Raw genomic sequence first — 14,716 nt, 5'->3', positions numbered from 1 at the left:
CGGTAGAGTCGAGCAAGCTTGCATGTTCCTCCCGGCTCGACTCTACGGGACTGGGCCAAGAAGCTGACCGTCGAGCAGCGCAACACGCTGCTGGCGTCGATGACCGATGAGGTCGCCGATCTGGTGCTCAATGACAACTACCGCCAGAACCAGGCCCTGAGCCTGATGGAGCGGATGGCGGTCAAGCGCCTGGGTTCCAAGCAGCACTTCATCCGCACCCTGGAACAGCAGGGCCTGCTGGATCGCCAGATCGAGTTCCTGCCGTCCGATGCCGAGCTGTCGCAGCGCAAGGCACGTGGCCAGGGCCTGACCCGTCCGGAACTGTCGGTGCTGCTGTCCTATTCCAAGCTGGTGGCGTTTGCCCAGCTGCTGGACTCGGACATCCCCGAAGATCCGTACCTGTCCAAGGAGCTGCAGCGTTACTTCCCGACCCCGCTGCAGAAGAAGTACGCCGACGCGATGGAGCGTCACCGCCTGAAGCGCGAAATCATCGCCACGGCCGTGACCAACCAGACCATCAACCGCATGGGCGCCACCTTCCTGATGCGCATGCAGGAAGACACCGGCCGTTCCATCGCCGAGGTCGCCAAGGCCTACACCATCAGCCGCGAAACGCTGGATGCACGCGCGCTGTGGGCGCAGATCGATGCGCTCGACGGCAAGGTGCCGGAATCGGTGCAGATCGACGCGCTGGAAGTGATCTGGAAGCTGCAGCGTTCGTTCGTGCGCTGGCTGCTGTCGCGCCCGGGCGCGATGCCGGGCATCACCGAAGCGGTCAACCGCTACCAGGGGCCGTTCAACGACATCCGCGTCGCTTCGGGCGTGCTGCCCGATTCGCAGCGCCCGACCTACGAAGCCCTGGTGGCCGAGTGGAAGGAAAAGGGCCTGCCGTCCTCGCTGGCCCAGCAGCTGGCCGAACTGCACTTCCTGGAACCGGCGTTCGACATCATTGAACTGGCCCGCACGCACAAGCTGAAGCCGGTGGACGTGTCCAAGATCCACTTCCGCCTGGGCGATGCCCTGCAGCTGCCGTGGCTGTTCGAGCAGATCGACGCGCTGGAGGTCAACGGCCGCTGGCATGCGGTGGCCCGTGGTGTACTGCGTGACGAACTGGCCGCACACCACCGCAATCTGGCGGGCCAGGTGCTGGGCACCAAGGGCAGCAGTGCGGAAGCCAAGGTAGCCACGTGGATCGGCCGTGACGACAGCAGCCTGCGCTTCACTCTGTCGATGCTGGCTGAACTGGCCGAGCAGAAAACCCTGGACTACCCGACCGTTTCGGTCGCGGTGCAGCGCCTGGGCCAGCTCGCTGCCCACGGCGCGTAAGTGAAGTAGTGCCAGGCCAGGCCTGGCATGCGTGAACCGGAGCGGCCCCGCTAAAGCGGGGCCGTTTTTTGTTCAGTGGGTAGTGCCGGCCGCTGGCGGGCAACCAATCAGCATGGAACCTGGCGATTGCCGGCCAGCGGCCGGCACTACCGGGTATGCTCTTGCTGGCACACCCATCCGGATCCACCGATGAGCGACACCCCCCGCATCGCTTTCCTGGCCAGCACCGCTGAACCGGCGCAGATGGCCCGCGCAGCGATGGTTTCCCGCTATGGCGACCACGCGCCCGACCAGGCCGACGTGCTGTGTCCACTGGGCGGTGACGGCTTCATGCTGCAGACGTTGCACCGGCACGGTCACCTGGGCAAGCCGGTGTTCGGCATGAAGCTGGGTACCGTCGGCTTTCTCATGAATCAGTACCACGCCGAGGATGATGTGGTCGCGCGTATCGCCCGCGCCGAGCCGGCCAACCTGCGGCCGCTGGAAATGGTAGCACTGACCGAATCGGGCGCGAGCACCGGTTCGCTGGCCTACAACGATGTGTCGCTGCTGCGCCAGACCCGCCAGGCGGCGCATATCGGCATCGACCTCAACGGCCAGGAACGCGTGGCCGAACTGATCGGCGATGGCGTGCTGGTGGCCACCCCGGCCGGCAGCACGGCGTACAACTATTCGGCGCACGGCCCGGTGCTGCCGCTGGGGTCGCACACCATCGCACTGACGCCGCTGGCTCCCTACCGGCCGCGTCGCTGGCGCGGCGCCATCCTCAAGGCCGATACCGAAGTGCGCTTCCGCGTGCTCGACCCGTACAAGCGCCCGGTCAGCGTCACCGCCGATTCGCACGAGACCCGGGATGTGGTGGAAGTGACCATCCGCGAGTCCCGGGACCGCCGGGTGACCCTGCTGTTCGACCCGGAACACAACCTGGAAGACCGGATACTGAGCGAACAGTTCGTTTTTTGACGACAATACGCTGCCGGCCCCCGCCGATCGCTTGAAGGACCCCCACCGATGGGCGACAACTCCCCCCGTCTGCTGACCGTCGCGGTGACCTCGCGCGCGCTGTTCGATCTGGAAGAAAGCCACGCGCTGTTCGAGAGCGATGGTGTGGCGGCGTACGCCGACTACCAGCGCCAGCACGAGGACGACATCCTCGGTCCAGGCGTGGCGTTTCCCGTGGTGCGCAAGCTGCTGGCGCTGAACCAGGGGGCCAGCCCGGAGAACCCGCGGGTCGAGGTGATCCTGCTGTCGCGAAATTCGGCCGATACCGGCCTGCGTATCTTCAATTCCATCCAGCACTACGGCCTGGGCATCATCCGTGCGACGTTCACCGCCGGAGAGCCGACCTGGCCGTATGTGAAGCCGTTCGGTACCGACCTGTTCCTGTCGGCCAATCCCGAATCGGTGCGCAGCGCGCTGCGCCATGGCATTGCCGCGGCCACCATCCTGCCCAAGCCGCCGGGTGAGACGGCTGCGGCAGCGGAAGACCAGGTCGTGCACAGCGAGCGCAATGCCGGCCAGCTGCGCATCGCCTTCGATGGTGATGCGGTGATCTTCGGCGATGAGAGCGAGCGCATTTCCCGCGAGCAGGGCGTGGAGGCGTTTGGTCGCCACGAGCGCGAGCGTGCACGCGAACCGCTCAGCGGTGGCCCGTTCCGTGGCTTCCTGTCGGCCCTGCACACGCTGCAGGAAGTGTTCCCGGCCGGGGAAAGCGCGCCGATCCGCACTGCGCTGGTGACCGCGCGTTCGGCGCCCGCGCACGAGCGGGTGATCCGCACCCTGCGCGAATGGGGCGTGCGCCTGGACGAAGCGCTGTTCCTCGGTGGCCGGCACAAAGGGCCGTTCCTGCAGGCGTTCGGCGCGGACATCTTCTTCGATGATTCGCAGCACAACATCGACAGCGCCCGTGAACACGTGGCCGCCGGGCATGTGCCGCACGGTGTCGCCAACGAAGGGTAGTTGCCAACCTTGGTTGGCATCGCGGCGCGGGATCCCCTGGTGGGTGCCAACGGTTGGTTGGCACTGCCATGCCGCCGCGCCCACCAAGGTGGGCATCTACCAGAGCGGACCTACGGGCTGCCCGACATCCCCAACTGCAGGTCCACCACCTTCCAGCGCAGACCCTGAGGTTCCAGTACCACCCGCAGCGGTGGCTGGCCCGGCCCGCGATCCACGTCCACCACGAACCGGTCCAAGGCTTCGAAATGGTGCGCGGCGTGCTTCAACGGCCGCGCCGGTTCGGTCGCACCGAACGCATCGCCCCCCTGCAGTTCGTTGCGGCCGCGTTTCCACAGCACGTGGCCCTGCAGCATCGCGCCGATGCCGGTGGGGGTCACCATGGTGTCCACAGCCGGGCCGCCCAGCTGGTCACCCAGCCCGTACAGCAACGCCCCGAACGGGCTGGCCGCCACGTCCGGTCCGGCCTGCCGTACCAGGTAATCGTTGAGCTGCGCGCGCAGGCTGCCGCGCACGCGTGGGAAGTCGACGTAGCGCTCCAGTGCGGCGGTATCGCGCTGCTCGATGGCCTTGGACAGACCGTGCACCGTCAGGTACGGGCCGCCGAACCACCACGCAACGATGGCCAGGACGAGGACGATCACAAGGGCGATGAGCTTCTTCATGACGCTCAGACTGCCGCAAGTGCGGCGGTGCTGGGTTAAGGGTCAGTGACTGGGCGAGCCGCTTCCATCGCCGAAGGCGGCCACCAGCCGCTGCCGTTCGGCGCCATCCAGCGCGTGCACGCGGGTCCGCAGCACCTGGTCGAGGCTGGCGACACGGGTGGTGCCTAGGATGCCACTGGCCACGCCAGGGTGCTGCAGCACATAGGCGAAGGCGGTCTGCGCAGGCTGCTGGCTGCGGATGGCGGCCATCGCCCGGCGCATGTCGCGGGCGCTGCGCATCAGTGCACGGCTGCTGGGCTTCAGCCAGGCACGGGCCAGGTACCAGGCATCGGCCAGGCGCGGCAGACGCGGCCGCGCCGGCAGCAGGTGGCCCTGGGCCAGCACGGTGCCCGCCAACACACCGATGCCCGCAGCCTGCAACTGGTCGATCAGCGGTGCGCGGTCCTGCTGCAGGGCGTTGTAGTCCAGCAGCACCACGTCGAACGTGCCGGGGTGGCGGATCATCCAGCGCAGCGTGCTGGCCGAGTGGGTATTGATGCCGGTGTGGCGCACCAGCCCGCGTTCGCGCAGGCGCTGCAACGCGTCCAGCAGCGCATCGGTGATGTCGTGTTCGCTGGCGCCATGCAGCTGGTAGATATCCAGATAGTCCAGGCCGAGGTTGCGCAATGAGGCCTCGCAGCTGGCGGTGATGGCTGCGGCGGAGAAATCGCGCTGCTCGGCACCGCTGATGCCGGCCTGGCCGGTCAGTGTGCCGCCCTTGCTGGACACCACCAGCGACTCACGCGGAATGCGTGCCAGCAGTGGGCGCAGGATGCGGCCCAGGCGCGGTTCGGCATGGAAGCCGGAATAGTTGTGGCCGGTGTCGAGCAGGTTCACGCCCTGTGCCAGCGCGTGTTCGACCACCGCGGCCGCATCGCGCTCGGCGAAACCGCGGTGGCCCCAGAAACCGGAACAGCCCAGGCCGATCAGTGATACCTGCAGGCCGGTGCGGCCCAGCGGGCGACGCTGCCGGGCCAGGGGCAGATCCTGCGACATCAGAATTCCAGGTCCAGCGCCGCGCACAGGTAATCAACGAACGGGCCCAGCGCGGCCAGATCCTTGCCCAGGGTGGACAGCAGGCGAGGGCCGGTCATGGTGTCGTCCTCCAGCGAGCGCCACATCACCCAGTTGCGGTGCTTGAGGTCGTCGATGAACTCGAAGTCGGCGGGAAAGCCGCGCGGTGGCCGCACCAGCTTCTCGGTCTGCTCGAAATCAAAGCGCTTGCGCAGGGCGGGCGCGTGCGCGGCCGCTTTCCAGCTGCTCGGATTGTCCAGGATGAAGTGGCGGATGCGCCGCTGCGTGTCCGGCTCGGGGTGCCACAGGCCTGCACCGACGAAGCTCTCGCCCGGCTGCAGGTGGATGTAGAACGACGGCGCCGCTACTTCACGGCGACGCTCATGGAACAGGCGCGCGCCCTGCCAGATCTTGTACGGCGATTTGTCGTTGGAAAAACGCGCATCGCGGTGGATGCGGAACAGCGAGCCGCCGACGCCACGGGTGTCGGCACGGAAGTGGTCGCTGACCTCGGTCAGCGCTGGCTGCAGGTCGCCCAGCAGGCGCAGGAACGGCTGCCGTACATGGTCTTCATACTGCTGCCGGTGCTCGTTGAACCAGCCCTTTTCATTATGCCGCGCCAGGCTGCGCAGGAACTTGAAACTGGCGTCGGAGAAATACGTACTCACAGTGTCTCCTGCAGGTGGTTGCCCCAGTCGCGCAGCGACTGCAGCAGCTGGGTCCGCCTTGCGTCATCGGGCGCTTCGGCGGCCAGCGTATCGATCTGCTGCTGGTACTGCGGCAGGTTCAGTTCGCCCAGGCCGCCATCGCCCAGCAGGCGCTGGCGCCGGTAATCCTGCCAGCGCTCGCGTTCAGCCGGTGCGAGGCTGTCGGGATGGTTGCGTGCGCGGTAGCGGAACAGCAGCTCGGGCAGGCGCGGGTCGCGGAAGCGGCCCTCCAGCGCGGCCAGCTGCTGCGGCGCACTGGTGCGCGCCAGGGCCAGCAGAGGCTTGTCGCCGGCACCGAGGAAGCCGTCGTACAACGACGCATCCACGTCAGACACCGTGGCCGGCCGCGGCTGGTTGAAGACCTGGCGGGCCTTCTCGGCCAACTGCGGGGCGACGGCGCGCAGGCGCTCGGCCTTGGCTTCGATCGCCGCCACGTCCAGGCCCAGGCGCGCATGGTCGTCGCTGCGCAGGTGGTTCCAGGCCACCAGGGCGGGCACCTTGTTCAGATGCACTTCCTTCAGCGGCACCCGCGCCACGCCTTCAGGCAGTTCGCTGGCACGCATGTACAGGCGCTGCGCGATCACCTCCGCCGGCAGTTCCAGCAGGTCGTCGATCTCGCCTTCCAGGTCGAACACGATCACCCGGTTGTTGATGGTCGGGTGCATGGCCAGGGGCAGCACCGGCGCGGCGCACAGGCGGCTGGCCGGGTAGCGCATTGAAATGTGCAGTACCGGCTTCATCGCGGCCACATCCAGCAGGCTGCCGACGAAACGCTTGTCGCGCAGCTTCAATGCGTACTCCCACAGCCGTGGCTGCGACTGCTTGAACAGGCGCGCCATGCCGATGGTCGCGCGCACGTCCGACAGCGCTTCATGCGCATCGCCTTCGCGCACGCCATTGGCCTCGGCCAGATGCTCCAGCTTGAACGAGGTGGCACCGTCCTCGCGCAGCGGCCACTGGATGCCGTCCGGCCGCAGGGCGCGCATCATCCGCAGCATGTCCAGCAGATCCCAGCGCGAATTGCCGTTGCGCCACTCGCGCTCGTAGGGGTCGTGGAAATTGCGGAACAGCCCGTAGCGGATGAACTCGTCATCGAAGCGCAGGGTGTTGTAGCCCAGTGCGCAGGTGCCCGGCCGCGACAGCTGCTCGTTGATGCGGTCGAAGGCTTCGGCTTCGCTGATGCCCTCGGCCATGGCCTGCTGCGGGGTGATGCCGGTAACCAGCGTTGCCATCGGTGAAGGCACCAGATCGTCGGCCGGACGCACGAAGAAGCTGACCGGGGTGTCGATCACGTTGAGGTCGGCATCGGTACGCATCGCTGCGAACTGCGCGATGCGGGTGCGGCGCGGGTCCTGGCCGAAGGTTTCCAGGTCGTAGAACAGGAAGCTGTCGGCCATCAGTGCGCGCCCTCCAGGACCGGCAGCTGCGCGTGAATCTGCGTTTCCAGCGTGGCCCAGTCGATGTTGTCCAGTGAATCATGGCCGGCGGTGGCCGCCACCAGCATCTCGCGCTGGATGTCCGTGCGGCGCAGCGCTTCGGCATACGGCGTGTGCAGGAAGGTGACCATGGTGTAGTGCGGCACGAAGCGCGTGGGCCAGCGCCGCTGCAGTTCCTGCTCCAGCTCGCGCTGCAGCAGGAAGGCCGGATCGGCGACGCGGTCGCGCATCTCCAGGTAATTCTCCAGCGCCATCTGCTGGATCGCGCGCGCATTCGGCTTGCGCTCGGCTTCGAAGGCTTCGAACGCGCCTTCCAGGTCGTCCGCTTCCATCAGGTGGCGGGCCAGAGCCACGCAATCCTCGAATGCGCAGTTCATACCCTGGCCGTGGAACGGCACCATCGCATGCGCGGCATCGCCGATCAGCACCGCGCGCGCGCCCTGGTGCCAGCGTTCCAGGGTGAGCGTGCCGAGCAGGCCCGGCGGGTGCTGCTCCCAGTCCGCCCGCAGGTCCGGGATCAGCGGCAGGGTATCGGCAAACTCGCGGGCAAACAGCGCCTCGGCCTGCGCACCGGTATTGACCGTGGCAAAACTGGGGTCGCCCTTGTTCGGCAGGAACAGCGTGACGGTGAACGTGCCTTCGTGGTTGGGCAGGGCGATGCACATGTAGTGGCCGCGCGGCCAGATATGCAGCGCATTACGCTCGATACGGAAGCTGCCGTCTGCGGCAGGCGGAATCTCCAGCTCCTTGTAGGAGTGGTCGAGGAACGCGATGTCCTCGCCCAGCGGCGCGCGCCGGTTCATCGCACCGCGCAGCGCCGAACCCGCGCCGTCGGCACCGATCAGCGTATCGAAACGGATGTCGTGCGGGCTGTCGTCACGGTCATCGATGAAGCGCGCGTAGCCGGCATCGAAATCGACGGTGTGCAGACGCCGGTGGAAATGCACGGTGGCACCGGCCTGTTCGGCCAGCTCCAGCAGCGTGGTATTCAGATCGCTGCGGTGGATCGACCAGATCACTTCGCTGTCGTCGCGCCCGTAGCGCTGCAGCTGCGGCGCGCCCTCGCGCGGGTGCACCATGCGCCCGCGCATCATCACCGCGCGTGTCATGACCTCGTCTTCTACACCGGCCTGGCGCAGCGCGTTGCGCCCACGTTCGGCCAGCGCCAGGTTGATCGAACGGCCGCTCTCGTAATCGGCCACGCGCGGGTCGCCGCGGCGTTCGTACAGGGTGATGCGCCAGCCCTGCCGGGACAGCAGGATGGCCAGCAGGGAACCGGCCAGGCCGGCACCGACGATGCTCAACGAGCGGGAGGCGTGTGCGATCAACGAACTGTCCAGAAGCAGGGGAGGGGGCGGCTTACAGGCCGGCCCAGGCTTCCACTTCCTCGACGAAGTGGTGCACGTCCAGGTAGCGGTTGTACAGCGGAGTGGGCGAAATGCGGATCACGTCCGGTTCGCGCCAGTCGCCCAGCACGCCGATGGCGCGCAGGTGCTCGAACAGGGCACGGCCGCGCTCGCGGCCGGCGATCACCCGCAGCGAGAGCTGGCAGCCGCGGCGTTCCGCTTCGGACGGGGTGACGATGTCCAGCACCTGCGGCAGGCGTGCGCGCACCAGCGCGTCGAGCAGGCCGGTGAGCGCCAGCGACTTGTGCCGCAGCGCTTCCATGCCGGCGCGCTCGAACAGGTCCAGCGATGCACGCAGCGGGGCCAGGCCAAGAATCGGCGGGTTGCTCAGCTGCCAGCCCTCGGCGCCAACGGCCGGGGTGAACTGCGGGGCCATCTGGAAGCGGGTGGCTTCATCGTGGCCCCACCAGCCGGCGAAGCGGGGCAGGGTGGTGTCGCGGTGGTGGCGTTCGTGCACGAAGGCACCGGCCACGGCCCCCGGGCCGCTGTTGAGGTACTTGTAGTGGCACCACACGGCGAAATCCGGTGCGACATCGTGCAGGTGCAGCGGCAGGTTGCCGACCGAGTGGGCCAGGTCGAAGCCGATGCGGGCGCCATGCAGGCGCGCCAGGCGGGTGATCGCATCGAGGTCGAAGGCCTGGCCGCTTCGGTACTGCACGCCCGGCCACAGCACCAGGGCCAGGCGCGGGCCGTGTTCACCGATGGCGCGCTCGATGGCGGCCATCGAGAAGGTGCCCTTGGCCTCGTCCGGCTGCACTTCCACCAGGCATTCGGTCGGGTCGAAACCGTGGAAGCGGATCTGTGCTTCCACCGCATGGCGGTCGGTCGGGAATGCGCCGGCTTCCATCAGGATGACCGGACGCTCTGCGGTGGGCCGGTAGAAGCTGACCATCATCAGGTGCAGGTTCACGCTCAGGGTGTTCATCGCCACCACTTCGCTGGGCAGCGCGCCCACCACGCGGGCCAGCTGTGCGCTGACCAGGCGGTGGTAGGACAGCCATTGCGTGGGGCCGGTGAAGTGGCCTTCGACGGCCAGCTCGCCCCACTGCTTCATCACTTCCTGCACGGCGGCCTGTGCGCCACGCGGCTGCAGGCCCAGCGAGTTGCCGACGAAGTAGGTCTGTTCACCGCCGCCATGGCGCGGAATCAGGAATTCGTTGCGCAGCGGGCGCAGCGGATCGGCGGCGTCCAGGGCGATGGCGTGGGTGCGGCTGAGCAGATCGGACATGGTCGGGCAACAGGCTGCAACGGGGCTGCCAGTGTAGCGCCTGCGGTAGTGGGACCGATGCCCGGAATGCCTGGGTGCTGGCTGCACTGTAGAGCCGAGCCCATGCTCGGCTTCGCGGCCCGGCAGCCGAGCATGGGCTCGGCTCTACAAGGGCTGATACACGGTAGCGCCGGGCTACGCCCGGCGAACGTTCAGCCCGCCGCCGGCACCGGCAACGGGTCAACGTGCCCGCACTGGCTGCAGGTACGCAGTTCCAGGCTGGCCTGGTAGCGCGCGAATACCTTGGGCAGGTCGGTTTCGATGTTCTGCAGCGGGAAGTATTCTTCGTGCAGCTTGTGGTTGCAGCGCTCGCAATGCCAGATCACGCCGTCCTTCTCATGCGGCAGACGCTTGCGCTCGACCACCAGGCCGATGCCGCCGGGTGGACGACGCGGCGAGTGCGGCACCTTGGCCGGCAACAGGAAGATCTCGCCGGCGCGGATCGGAATGTCCCGCACCGCGCCATCTTCCTGCACCTTCAATACCATCTCGCCTTCCAGCTGATAGAACCACTCCGGGCCTTCATCGTAGTGGTAGTCGGTGCGCGAGTTGGGCCCGCCCACCACCATCACGATGAAATCACCGTTGTCGATCATCTTGTTGCCCACCGGCGGCTTCAGCAGGTGCCGGTGTTCGTCGATCCAGGCCAGCAGATTGATCGGTGAGGCGAGCATGGCGATCTCCGGGGGGTCAGTCGCGCTTGCCTTGGCGCGGTACGAAGGCCAGCGCCTTCTCGTAGGCCGGCTTCAGCTCTTCCTGGGCGCCGACGTCGATGCCCATCTCACTGACCCGGCCATCCTTCAGGCTGTACACCCAGCCGTGCACCATCAGCTTCTGGCCACGTGCCCAGGCGTCCTCGACGATGGTGGAGCGGCACAGGTTGGCGACCTGCTCGATCACGTTCAGTTCGCACAGGCGCGCGTGCTTCAGCTCGTCATCCTCGATCGCATCCAGAATGCCCTGGTGCTTCTGCACCACGTCGCCGACATGGCGCAGCCAGTTGTCGGCCAGACCGACACGGGTGTTGTGCAGGCAGGCATGCACGCCGCCACAGCCGTAGTGGCCCACGATCAGGATGTGCTTCACCTTCAGCTGGTCCACCGCGTACTGCACCACGCTCAGGCAGTTCAGGTCGCTGTGCGCCACCACGTTGGCGACGTTGCGGTGAACGAACACTTCACCCGGGGCCATGCCGATGATCTGGTTGGCCGGCACGCGCGAATCGGAACAGCCGATCCACAGGTATTCCGGATGCTGCTGCTTGGCCAGCTGGTGGAAGAACTCCGGATCTTCCTGGGCGATGCGGTCGGCCCACTCGCGGTTGTTCTGCAGCAGGCGGTGGATGTCTTTCATGTGCGGTATCCCTGGCGTCGGGTGGGGGCAAGGCGCGGCCGATCCGGTCGCGTCTTCGCGGGAATCTGAGGTGATCAGCCGCTGGAGGCGGCCTGTTCACGGTGCCAGCGCATCCACTGCGCCAGTTCGATGGATGCGGGGGTGTGCAGCTCGTCCAGTGCGGCGATCACCGCCTGTTGGTTGGCGTCGGGGTGGTTCTGGCTGAGTTTCAGTTTCAGCTGCACGTGTTCAACCTGGAAACGGAAACCGACGATGGCGCGCAGTTCCGGGCCGTGGTCGGGACGGTCCGCGTCGAACCGCCACTGCTGGCCGACGCTGGCTTCGAAGTGATCACTGACGGCGCCGACCAGTTGCGCCAGTGCCGCCGGATCGTCGAAACGCTGCAGCTGCCCGCGCAGTTCGGCGGCGGCGTAGTTCCAGGTGGGCACGCGCGCGGCAGCTTCCTTGTCGGGGTACCAGCTGGCCGATACATAGCCGTGCGGGCCGTCGACCAGCACCTTGGCGGGACCGTCGCGGCGCGACTGCGGGTTGGCGCGGGCCCAGTGTCCACGCAGCTCGATCTGCGAGCCCTGGCGCTGGTACAGCACCGGCACGCGGGTCAGTTCCGGAAGGCCGTCGTCACCGATGGTCAGCACAGTGACGAACGCATCGCGCGCCAGCAGGCGGTCCAGCCAGAGCAGGTCGGTTTCGGCGAAGGCGCGCGGGGTGAACATGCTGGGTCAGGCGCGCCCGCCCAGCGACTGCACCATGCGGCCGCGCAGGCCTTCATCGCTGCCGGCCTGCGGCGGCTGCACTTCGTGCAGGCTGAAGCCGCGCACCAGTGCATCTTCCTCGTCCAGGCCGTCGTACTCGACGAATTCGGCATCGAACAGCTGGGCGCGTGCGGTGTCCTCGCTGTCATAGCTCAGCGTGTTGCCGTCGCTGTCCAGCACTTCGGCGGTGCCGGCCGGGCGCACGCGCAGGCGGGCCCAGATCAGGGTGTTGCCGAGGCTGGCCAGCCACCAGCTGTCGCGGGCGTCGGTGTGGTCGTTCATAGGTGTATTACCAGAGCGAGGCCAGCCAGAGCAGGGCAGCCATGCCCAGTCCGGCCAGCAGGGTCAGCAGCGATACCCAGGCCGGTGTCGCCAGCCCGGACAGCGAACGGTCCGGCTGCTGGCGGTAATCGCGGCGCAGCAGCCAGGCCAGGGCGTCGGGCTTGAGGAAGGCGCCAGTGCCGAAGCGCGCGGCGAGCGCCGGATGGCGGTCACGCACGTGCACCAGGGTCAATGGCCAGAAGATCACGAAGGCACTGAACCCGGCCACTGCCACGCCAACGAAACAGAGGGCGAAGAACAGGGTCATGGGGGCAGTACCTCCGTGGTCGTGGGGTGTGGCTTAGAAGTCCGCGCTGCCCGGGGCGCGCGGGTAGGGGATCGCATCGCGGATGTTGGACAGGCCGCAGACGTAGACCACCAGGCGCTCGAAGCCCAGGCCGAAGCCAGCGTGCGGCACCGAGCCGTAACGGCGGAAATCGCGGTACCAGCTGTAGTGCTCGCGATCCAGGCCGAACTGGGCCATGCGCGCATCCAGCACGTCCAGGCGCTCTTCGCGCTGGCTGCCGCCGATGATCTCGCCGATGCCCGGGGCCAGCACGTCCATCGCGGCGACGGTCTTCCCGTCGTCGTTCAGGCGCATGTAGAAGGCCTTGATGTGCTCCGGATAGTTGGTCACCACCACCGGGCGGCCGACGTGTTCTTCAGTCAGCCAGCGCTCGTGTTCGGTCTGCAGGTCCAGGCCCCATTCCACCGGGAAGTCGAACTTCCTGCCGGACTTCTGCAGCAGGCTGACCGCATCGGTGTAGTCGATGCGCTCGAACGGGGCATTGATGAAGTCTTCCAGCTTGGTGATCGCGTTCTTGTCCACGCGCTCGGCGATGAAGGCCAGATCGTCACCACGCTCGTTCAGCACGGCGCGGAACAGGTACTTCAGGAATTCCTCGGCCAGGCGCGCGTCCTCGGCCAGATCGGCGAAGGCGATTTCCGGTTCGATCATCCAGAATTCGGCCAGGTGGCGCGTGGTGTGGCTGTTCTCGGCACGGAAGGTCGGGCCGAAGGTGTAGACCTTGCTCAGCGCCAGGCAGTAGGCCTCGACATTCAGCTGGCCGGACACGGTCAGGAAGGTTTCCTTGCCGAAGAAATCGCGGCTGAAATCGATCGCGCCCTTCTCGTCGCGCGGCAGGTTCACCATGTCCAGGGTGGACACGCGGAACATCTGGCCGGCGCCTTCAGCATCGGAGGTGGTGATGATCGGGGTGCTGATCCAGTTGAAGCCGTTCTCGTGGAAGAAACGGTGCACGGCCTGGGCCAGGCAGTTGCGGATGCGGGTGACCGCGCCGAACAGGTTGGTGCGCGGGCGCAGGTGCGCCACTTCACGCAGGAATTCCGGCGACATCGGCTTGGGCTGGATCGGGTAGGTCAGCGGGTCTTCGACCCAGCCGACCACCTCCAGCGTGCTGGCCTGGATCTCGAACGACTGGCCCTTGCCCTGCGACTTCACCAGGGTGCCGGTGGCGATGACCGAACAGCCGCTGGTCAGGCGCTTGATCTCGTCGAAATTGGCCAGCGTGTCGTTGGCCACGACCTGGATCGGCGCGAAGCAGGAACCGTCGCTCACATTGACGAAGGCCAGATTCGCTGAACCGCGCACCGTGCGCACCCATCCGCGTACCGTGACTTCGCCGCCTTCCGGGATCTTCCCGGCAAGCGCATGTTCAACGCTGACCACCGTCATGACTTGAATCCTCTGCTGATCGACTCGATCTGTGAACACGGGAGTTTACCGGTTGCAGCGTTCTGCTTGCGAGGCATTTTTCGCGGCTGCCGTCTCCTTATAATGTCCCCGTATCCCTGGAGTGAGCCTCATGGCCGTCAGCCTGACCCCCATCGCCTTCGAGCGCGTGCAGCGCTTCGTCGCCCAGACCCCCGGCGCGCTGGGCCTGCGCTTCGGCGTGACCAGGACCGGCTGTTCCGGTTGGGGCCACGTGACCGATCTGGCCCGTGACGAGCGCGAGGGCGACACCGTGTTCGACCAGGATGGGGTGAAGATCTACGTGGACGCCAAGAGCCTGGCCCTGGTGGACGGCACCGTCATTGATTTCGGCAAGCACGGCCTGAGCGAGACCTTCACGTTCAGCAACCCGAACGCCACCGCCGAGTGTGGCTGCGGCGAGAGCTTCACCACCGACGCCGACAAGGCCTGAGGGCCCTGCCAGCGCCCGCCGGGCAGGGCCCGTCGCTACCGGTAGATCCGGACATGGCCCGGCGCGCGCAGGTTCAGGTTCGTTTGCCCCCGCCCGGTTGCCCAGCACCCCCATCTGCGCCATAATGCGCGGCTTCCTGCCTTGCCGGCGGGAACCCTTGCCCCACCGCGGTATCCACGGCGGGGGGCTGTCCGGCCGCAAGGCCACATCCGAAAGGTAGAAAAAACATGAGTCGTCATTACGAAATCGTGTTAGAATGCAGGCCATCGGCGTGCCGATGCATCGGCAACGCGGCCCCGCCCAGCATAA

Annotated in this window: 15 protein-coding genes and 1 pseudogene; 4 read left to right on the top strand and 12 right to left on the bottom strand. The window is 67.0% G+C overall.

Features of this window, described 5'->3' with window-relative positions:
- Nucleotides 1–54 precede the first annotated feature (54 nt).
- From ACQKDV_RS13315 to ACQKDV_RS13305, 3 genes and pseudogenes are all read left to right on the top strand, one after another.
- Nucleotides 55–1,326: pseudogene (locus ACQKDV_RS13315) on the top strand (NAD-glutamate dehydrogenase domain-containing protein); the annotation flags it as partial.
- A gap of 189 nt (nucleotides 1,327–1,515) precedes the next feature.
- The gene (locus ACQKDV_RS13310) at nucleotides 1,516–2,289 is read left to right on the top strand and encodes an NAD kinase (protein WP_427784218.1); all 774 of its coding nucleotides are present in this window, start codon (nucleotides 1,516–1,518) and stop codon (nucleotides 2,287–2,289) included.
- 48 nt (nucleotides 2,290–2,337) lie between these two features.
- Nucleotides 2,338–3,285: a 5'-nucleotidase gene (locus ACQKDV_RS13305; RefSeq protein ID WP_427784216.1), complete on the top strand. Its 948-nt coding sequence runs from the start codon at nucleotides 2,338–2,340 to the stop codon at nucleotides 3,283–3,285.
- A gap of 110 nt (nucleotides 3,286–3,395) precedes the next feature.
- Here ACQKDV_RS13305 and ACQKDV_RS13300 read toward each other — a convergent pair whose 3' ends face one another.
- From ACQKDV_RS13300 to asnS, 12 genes are all read right to left on the bottom strand, one after another.
- Nucleotides 3,396–3,947, bottom strand: coding sequence for a DUF2939 domain-containing protein (locus ACQKDV_RS13300; protein ID WP_427784214.1), 552 nt, complete (start codon nucleotides 3,945–3,947; stop codon nucleotides 3,396–3,398).
- A gap of 42 nt (nucleotides 3,948–3,989) precedes the next feature.
- A complete protein-coding gene (locus ACQKDV_RS13295) occupies nucleotides 3,990–4,982 on the bottom strand; it encodes an aldo/keto reductase (protein WP_427784213.1) in 993 nt (330 codons plus the stop codon).
- Complete coding sequence (locus ACQKDV_RS13290; protein WP_427784211.1) at nucleotides 4,982–5,668, bottom strand: DUF2461 domain-containing protein; 687 nt, start codon at nucleotides 5,666–5,668, stop codon at nucleotides 4,982–4,984. Before ACQKDV_RS13290 ends, ACQKDV_RS13295 begins: the two co-directional genes overlap by 1 nt.
- Nucleotides 5,665–7,104 (bottom strand): exodeoxyribonuclease I, encoded by a 1,440-nt coding sequence (sbcB, locus tag ACQKDV_RS13285; RefSeq protein WP_427784209.1) that lies wholly within the window; start codon nucleotides 7,102–7,104, stop codon nucleotides 5,665–5,667. The genes ACQKDV_RS13290 and sbcB overlap by 4 nt, the downstream gene beginning before the upstream one ends.
- A complete protein-coding gene (locus ACQKDV_RS13280) occupies nucleotides 7,104–8,471 on the bottom strand; it encodes an FAD-dependent oxidoreductase (protein WP_427784208.1) in 1,368 nt (455 codons plus the stop codon). The genes sbcB and ACQKDV_RS13280 overlap by 1 nt, the downstream gene beginning before the upstream one ends.
- Before the next feature lie 31 nt (nucleotides 8,472–8,502).
- Entirely contained in the window at nucleotides 8,503–9,777 is a 1,275-nt protein-coding gene (kynU, locus tag ACQKDV_RS13275) for a kynureninase (protein ID WP_427784207.1), read from the bottom strand.
- Nucleotides 9,778–9,968: 191 nt separating this feature from the next.
- Nucleotides 9,969–10,490, bottom strand: coding sequence for a 3-hydroxyanthranilate 3,4-dioxygenase (locus ACQKDV_RS13270; RefSeq protein ID WP_427784205.1), 522 nt, complete (start codon nucleotides 10,488–10,490; stop codon nucleotides 9,969–9,971).
- Nucleotides 10,491–10,506: 16 nt separating this feature from the next.
- A complete protein-coding gene (gene can / locus ACQKDV_RS13265) occupies nucleotides 10,507–11,169 on the bottom strand; it encodes a carbonate dehydratase (protein WP_427784202.1) in 663 nt (220 codons plus the stop codon).
- Between the two features lie 74 nt (nucleotides 11,170–11,243).
- Entirely contained in the window at nucleotides 11,244–11,882 is a 639-nt protein-coding gene (locus ACQKDV_RS13260) for an FMN-binding negative transcriptional regulator (protein WP_427784201.1), read from the bottom strand.
- Between the two features lie 6 nt (nucleotides 11,883–11,888).
- Nucleotides 11,889–12,203, bottom strand: a complete 315-nt coding sequence (locus ACQKDV_RS13255) for a hypothetical protein (RefSeq protein ID WP_427784200.1) — start codon at nucleotides 12,201–12,203, stop codon at nucleotides 11,889–11,891.
- Between the two features lie 7 nt (nucleotides 12,204–12,210).
- Nucleotides 12,211–12,510: a hypothetical protein gene (locus tag ACQKDV_RS13250; protein ID WP_108765553.1), complete on the bottom strand. Its 300-nt coding sequence runs from the start codon at nucleotides 12,508–12,510 to the stop codon at nucleotides 12,211–12,213.
- Between the two features lie 33 nt (nucleotides 12,511–12,543).
- On the bottom strand, nucleotides 12,544–13,938 hold the full coding sequence (asnS, locus tag ACQKDV_RS13245; protein WP_427784198.1) for an asparagine--tRNA ligase: 1,395 nt from the start codon (nucleotides 13,936–13,938) through the stop codon (nucleotides 12,544–12,546).
- A 130-nt stretch (nucleotides 13,939–14,068) separates the two neighbouring features.
- On the opposite strand from asnS, the gene ACQKDV_RS13240 reads away from it, so the two are divergent.
- Nucleotides 14,069–14,407: a HesB/IscA family protein gene (locus ACQKDV_RS13240; RefSeq protein WP_005417401.1), complete on the top strand. Its 339-nt coding sequence runs from the start codon at nucleotides 14,069–14,071 to the stop codon at nucleotides 14,405–14,407.
- The last annotated feature ends 309 nt before the right edge of the window (nucleotides 14,408–14,716 follow it).

This window comes from Stenotrophomonas sp. NPDC077659 (assembly GCF_050268705.1).
Taxonomy (GTDB): Bacteria; Pseudomonadota; Gammaproteobacteria; order Xanthomonadales; family Xanthomonadaceae; genus Stenotrophomonas.
Note: the sequence above shows the minus strand (reverse complement) of the source record. Positions and strands in the feature narration are given on the sequence as shown.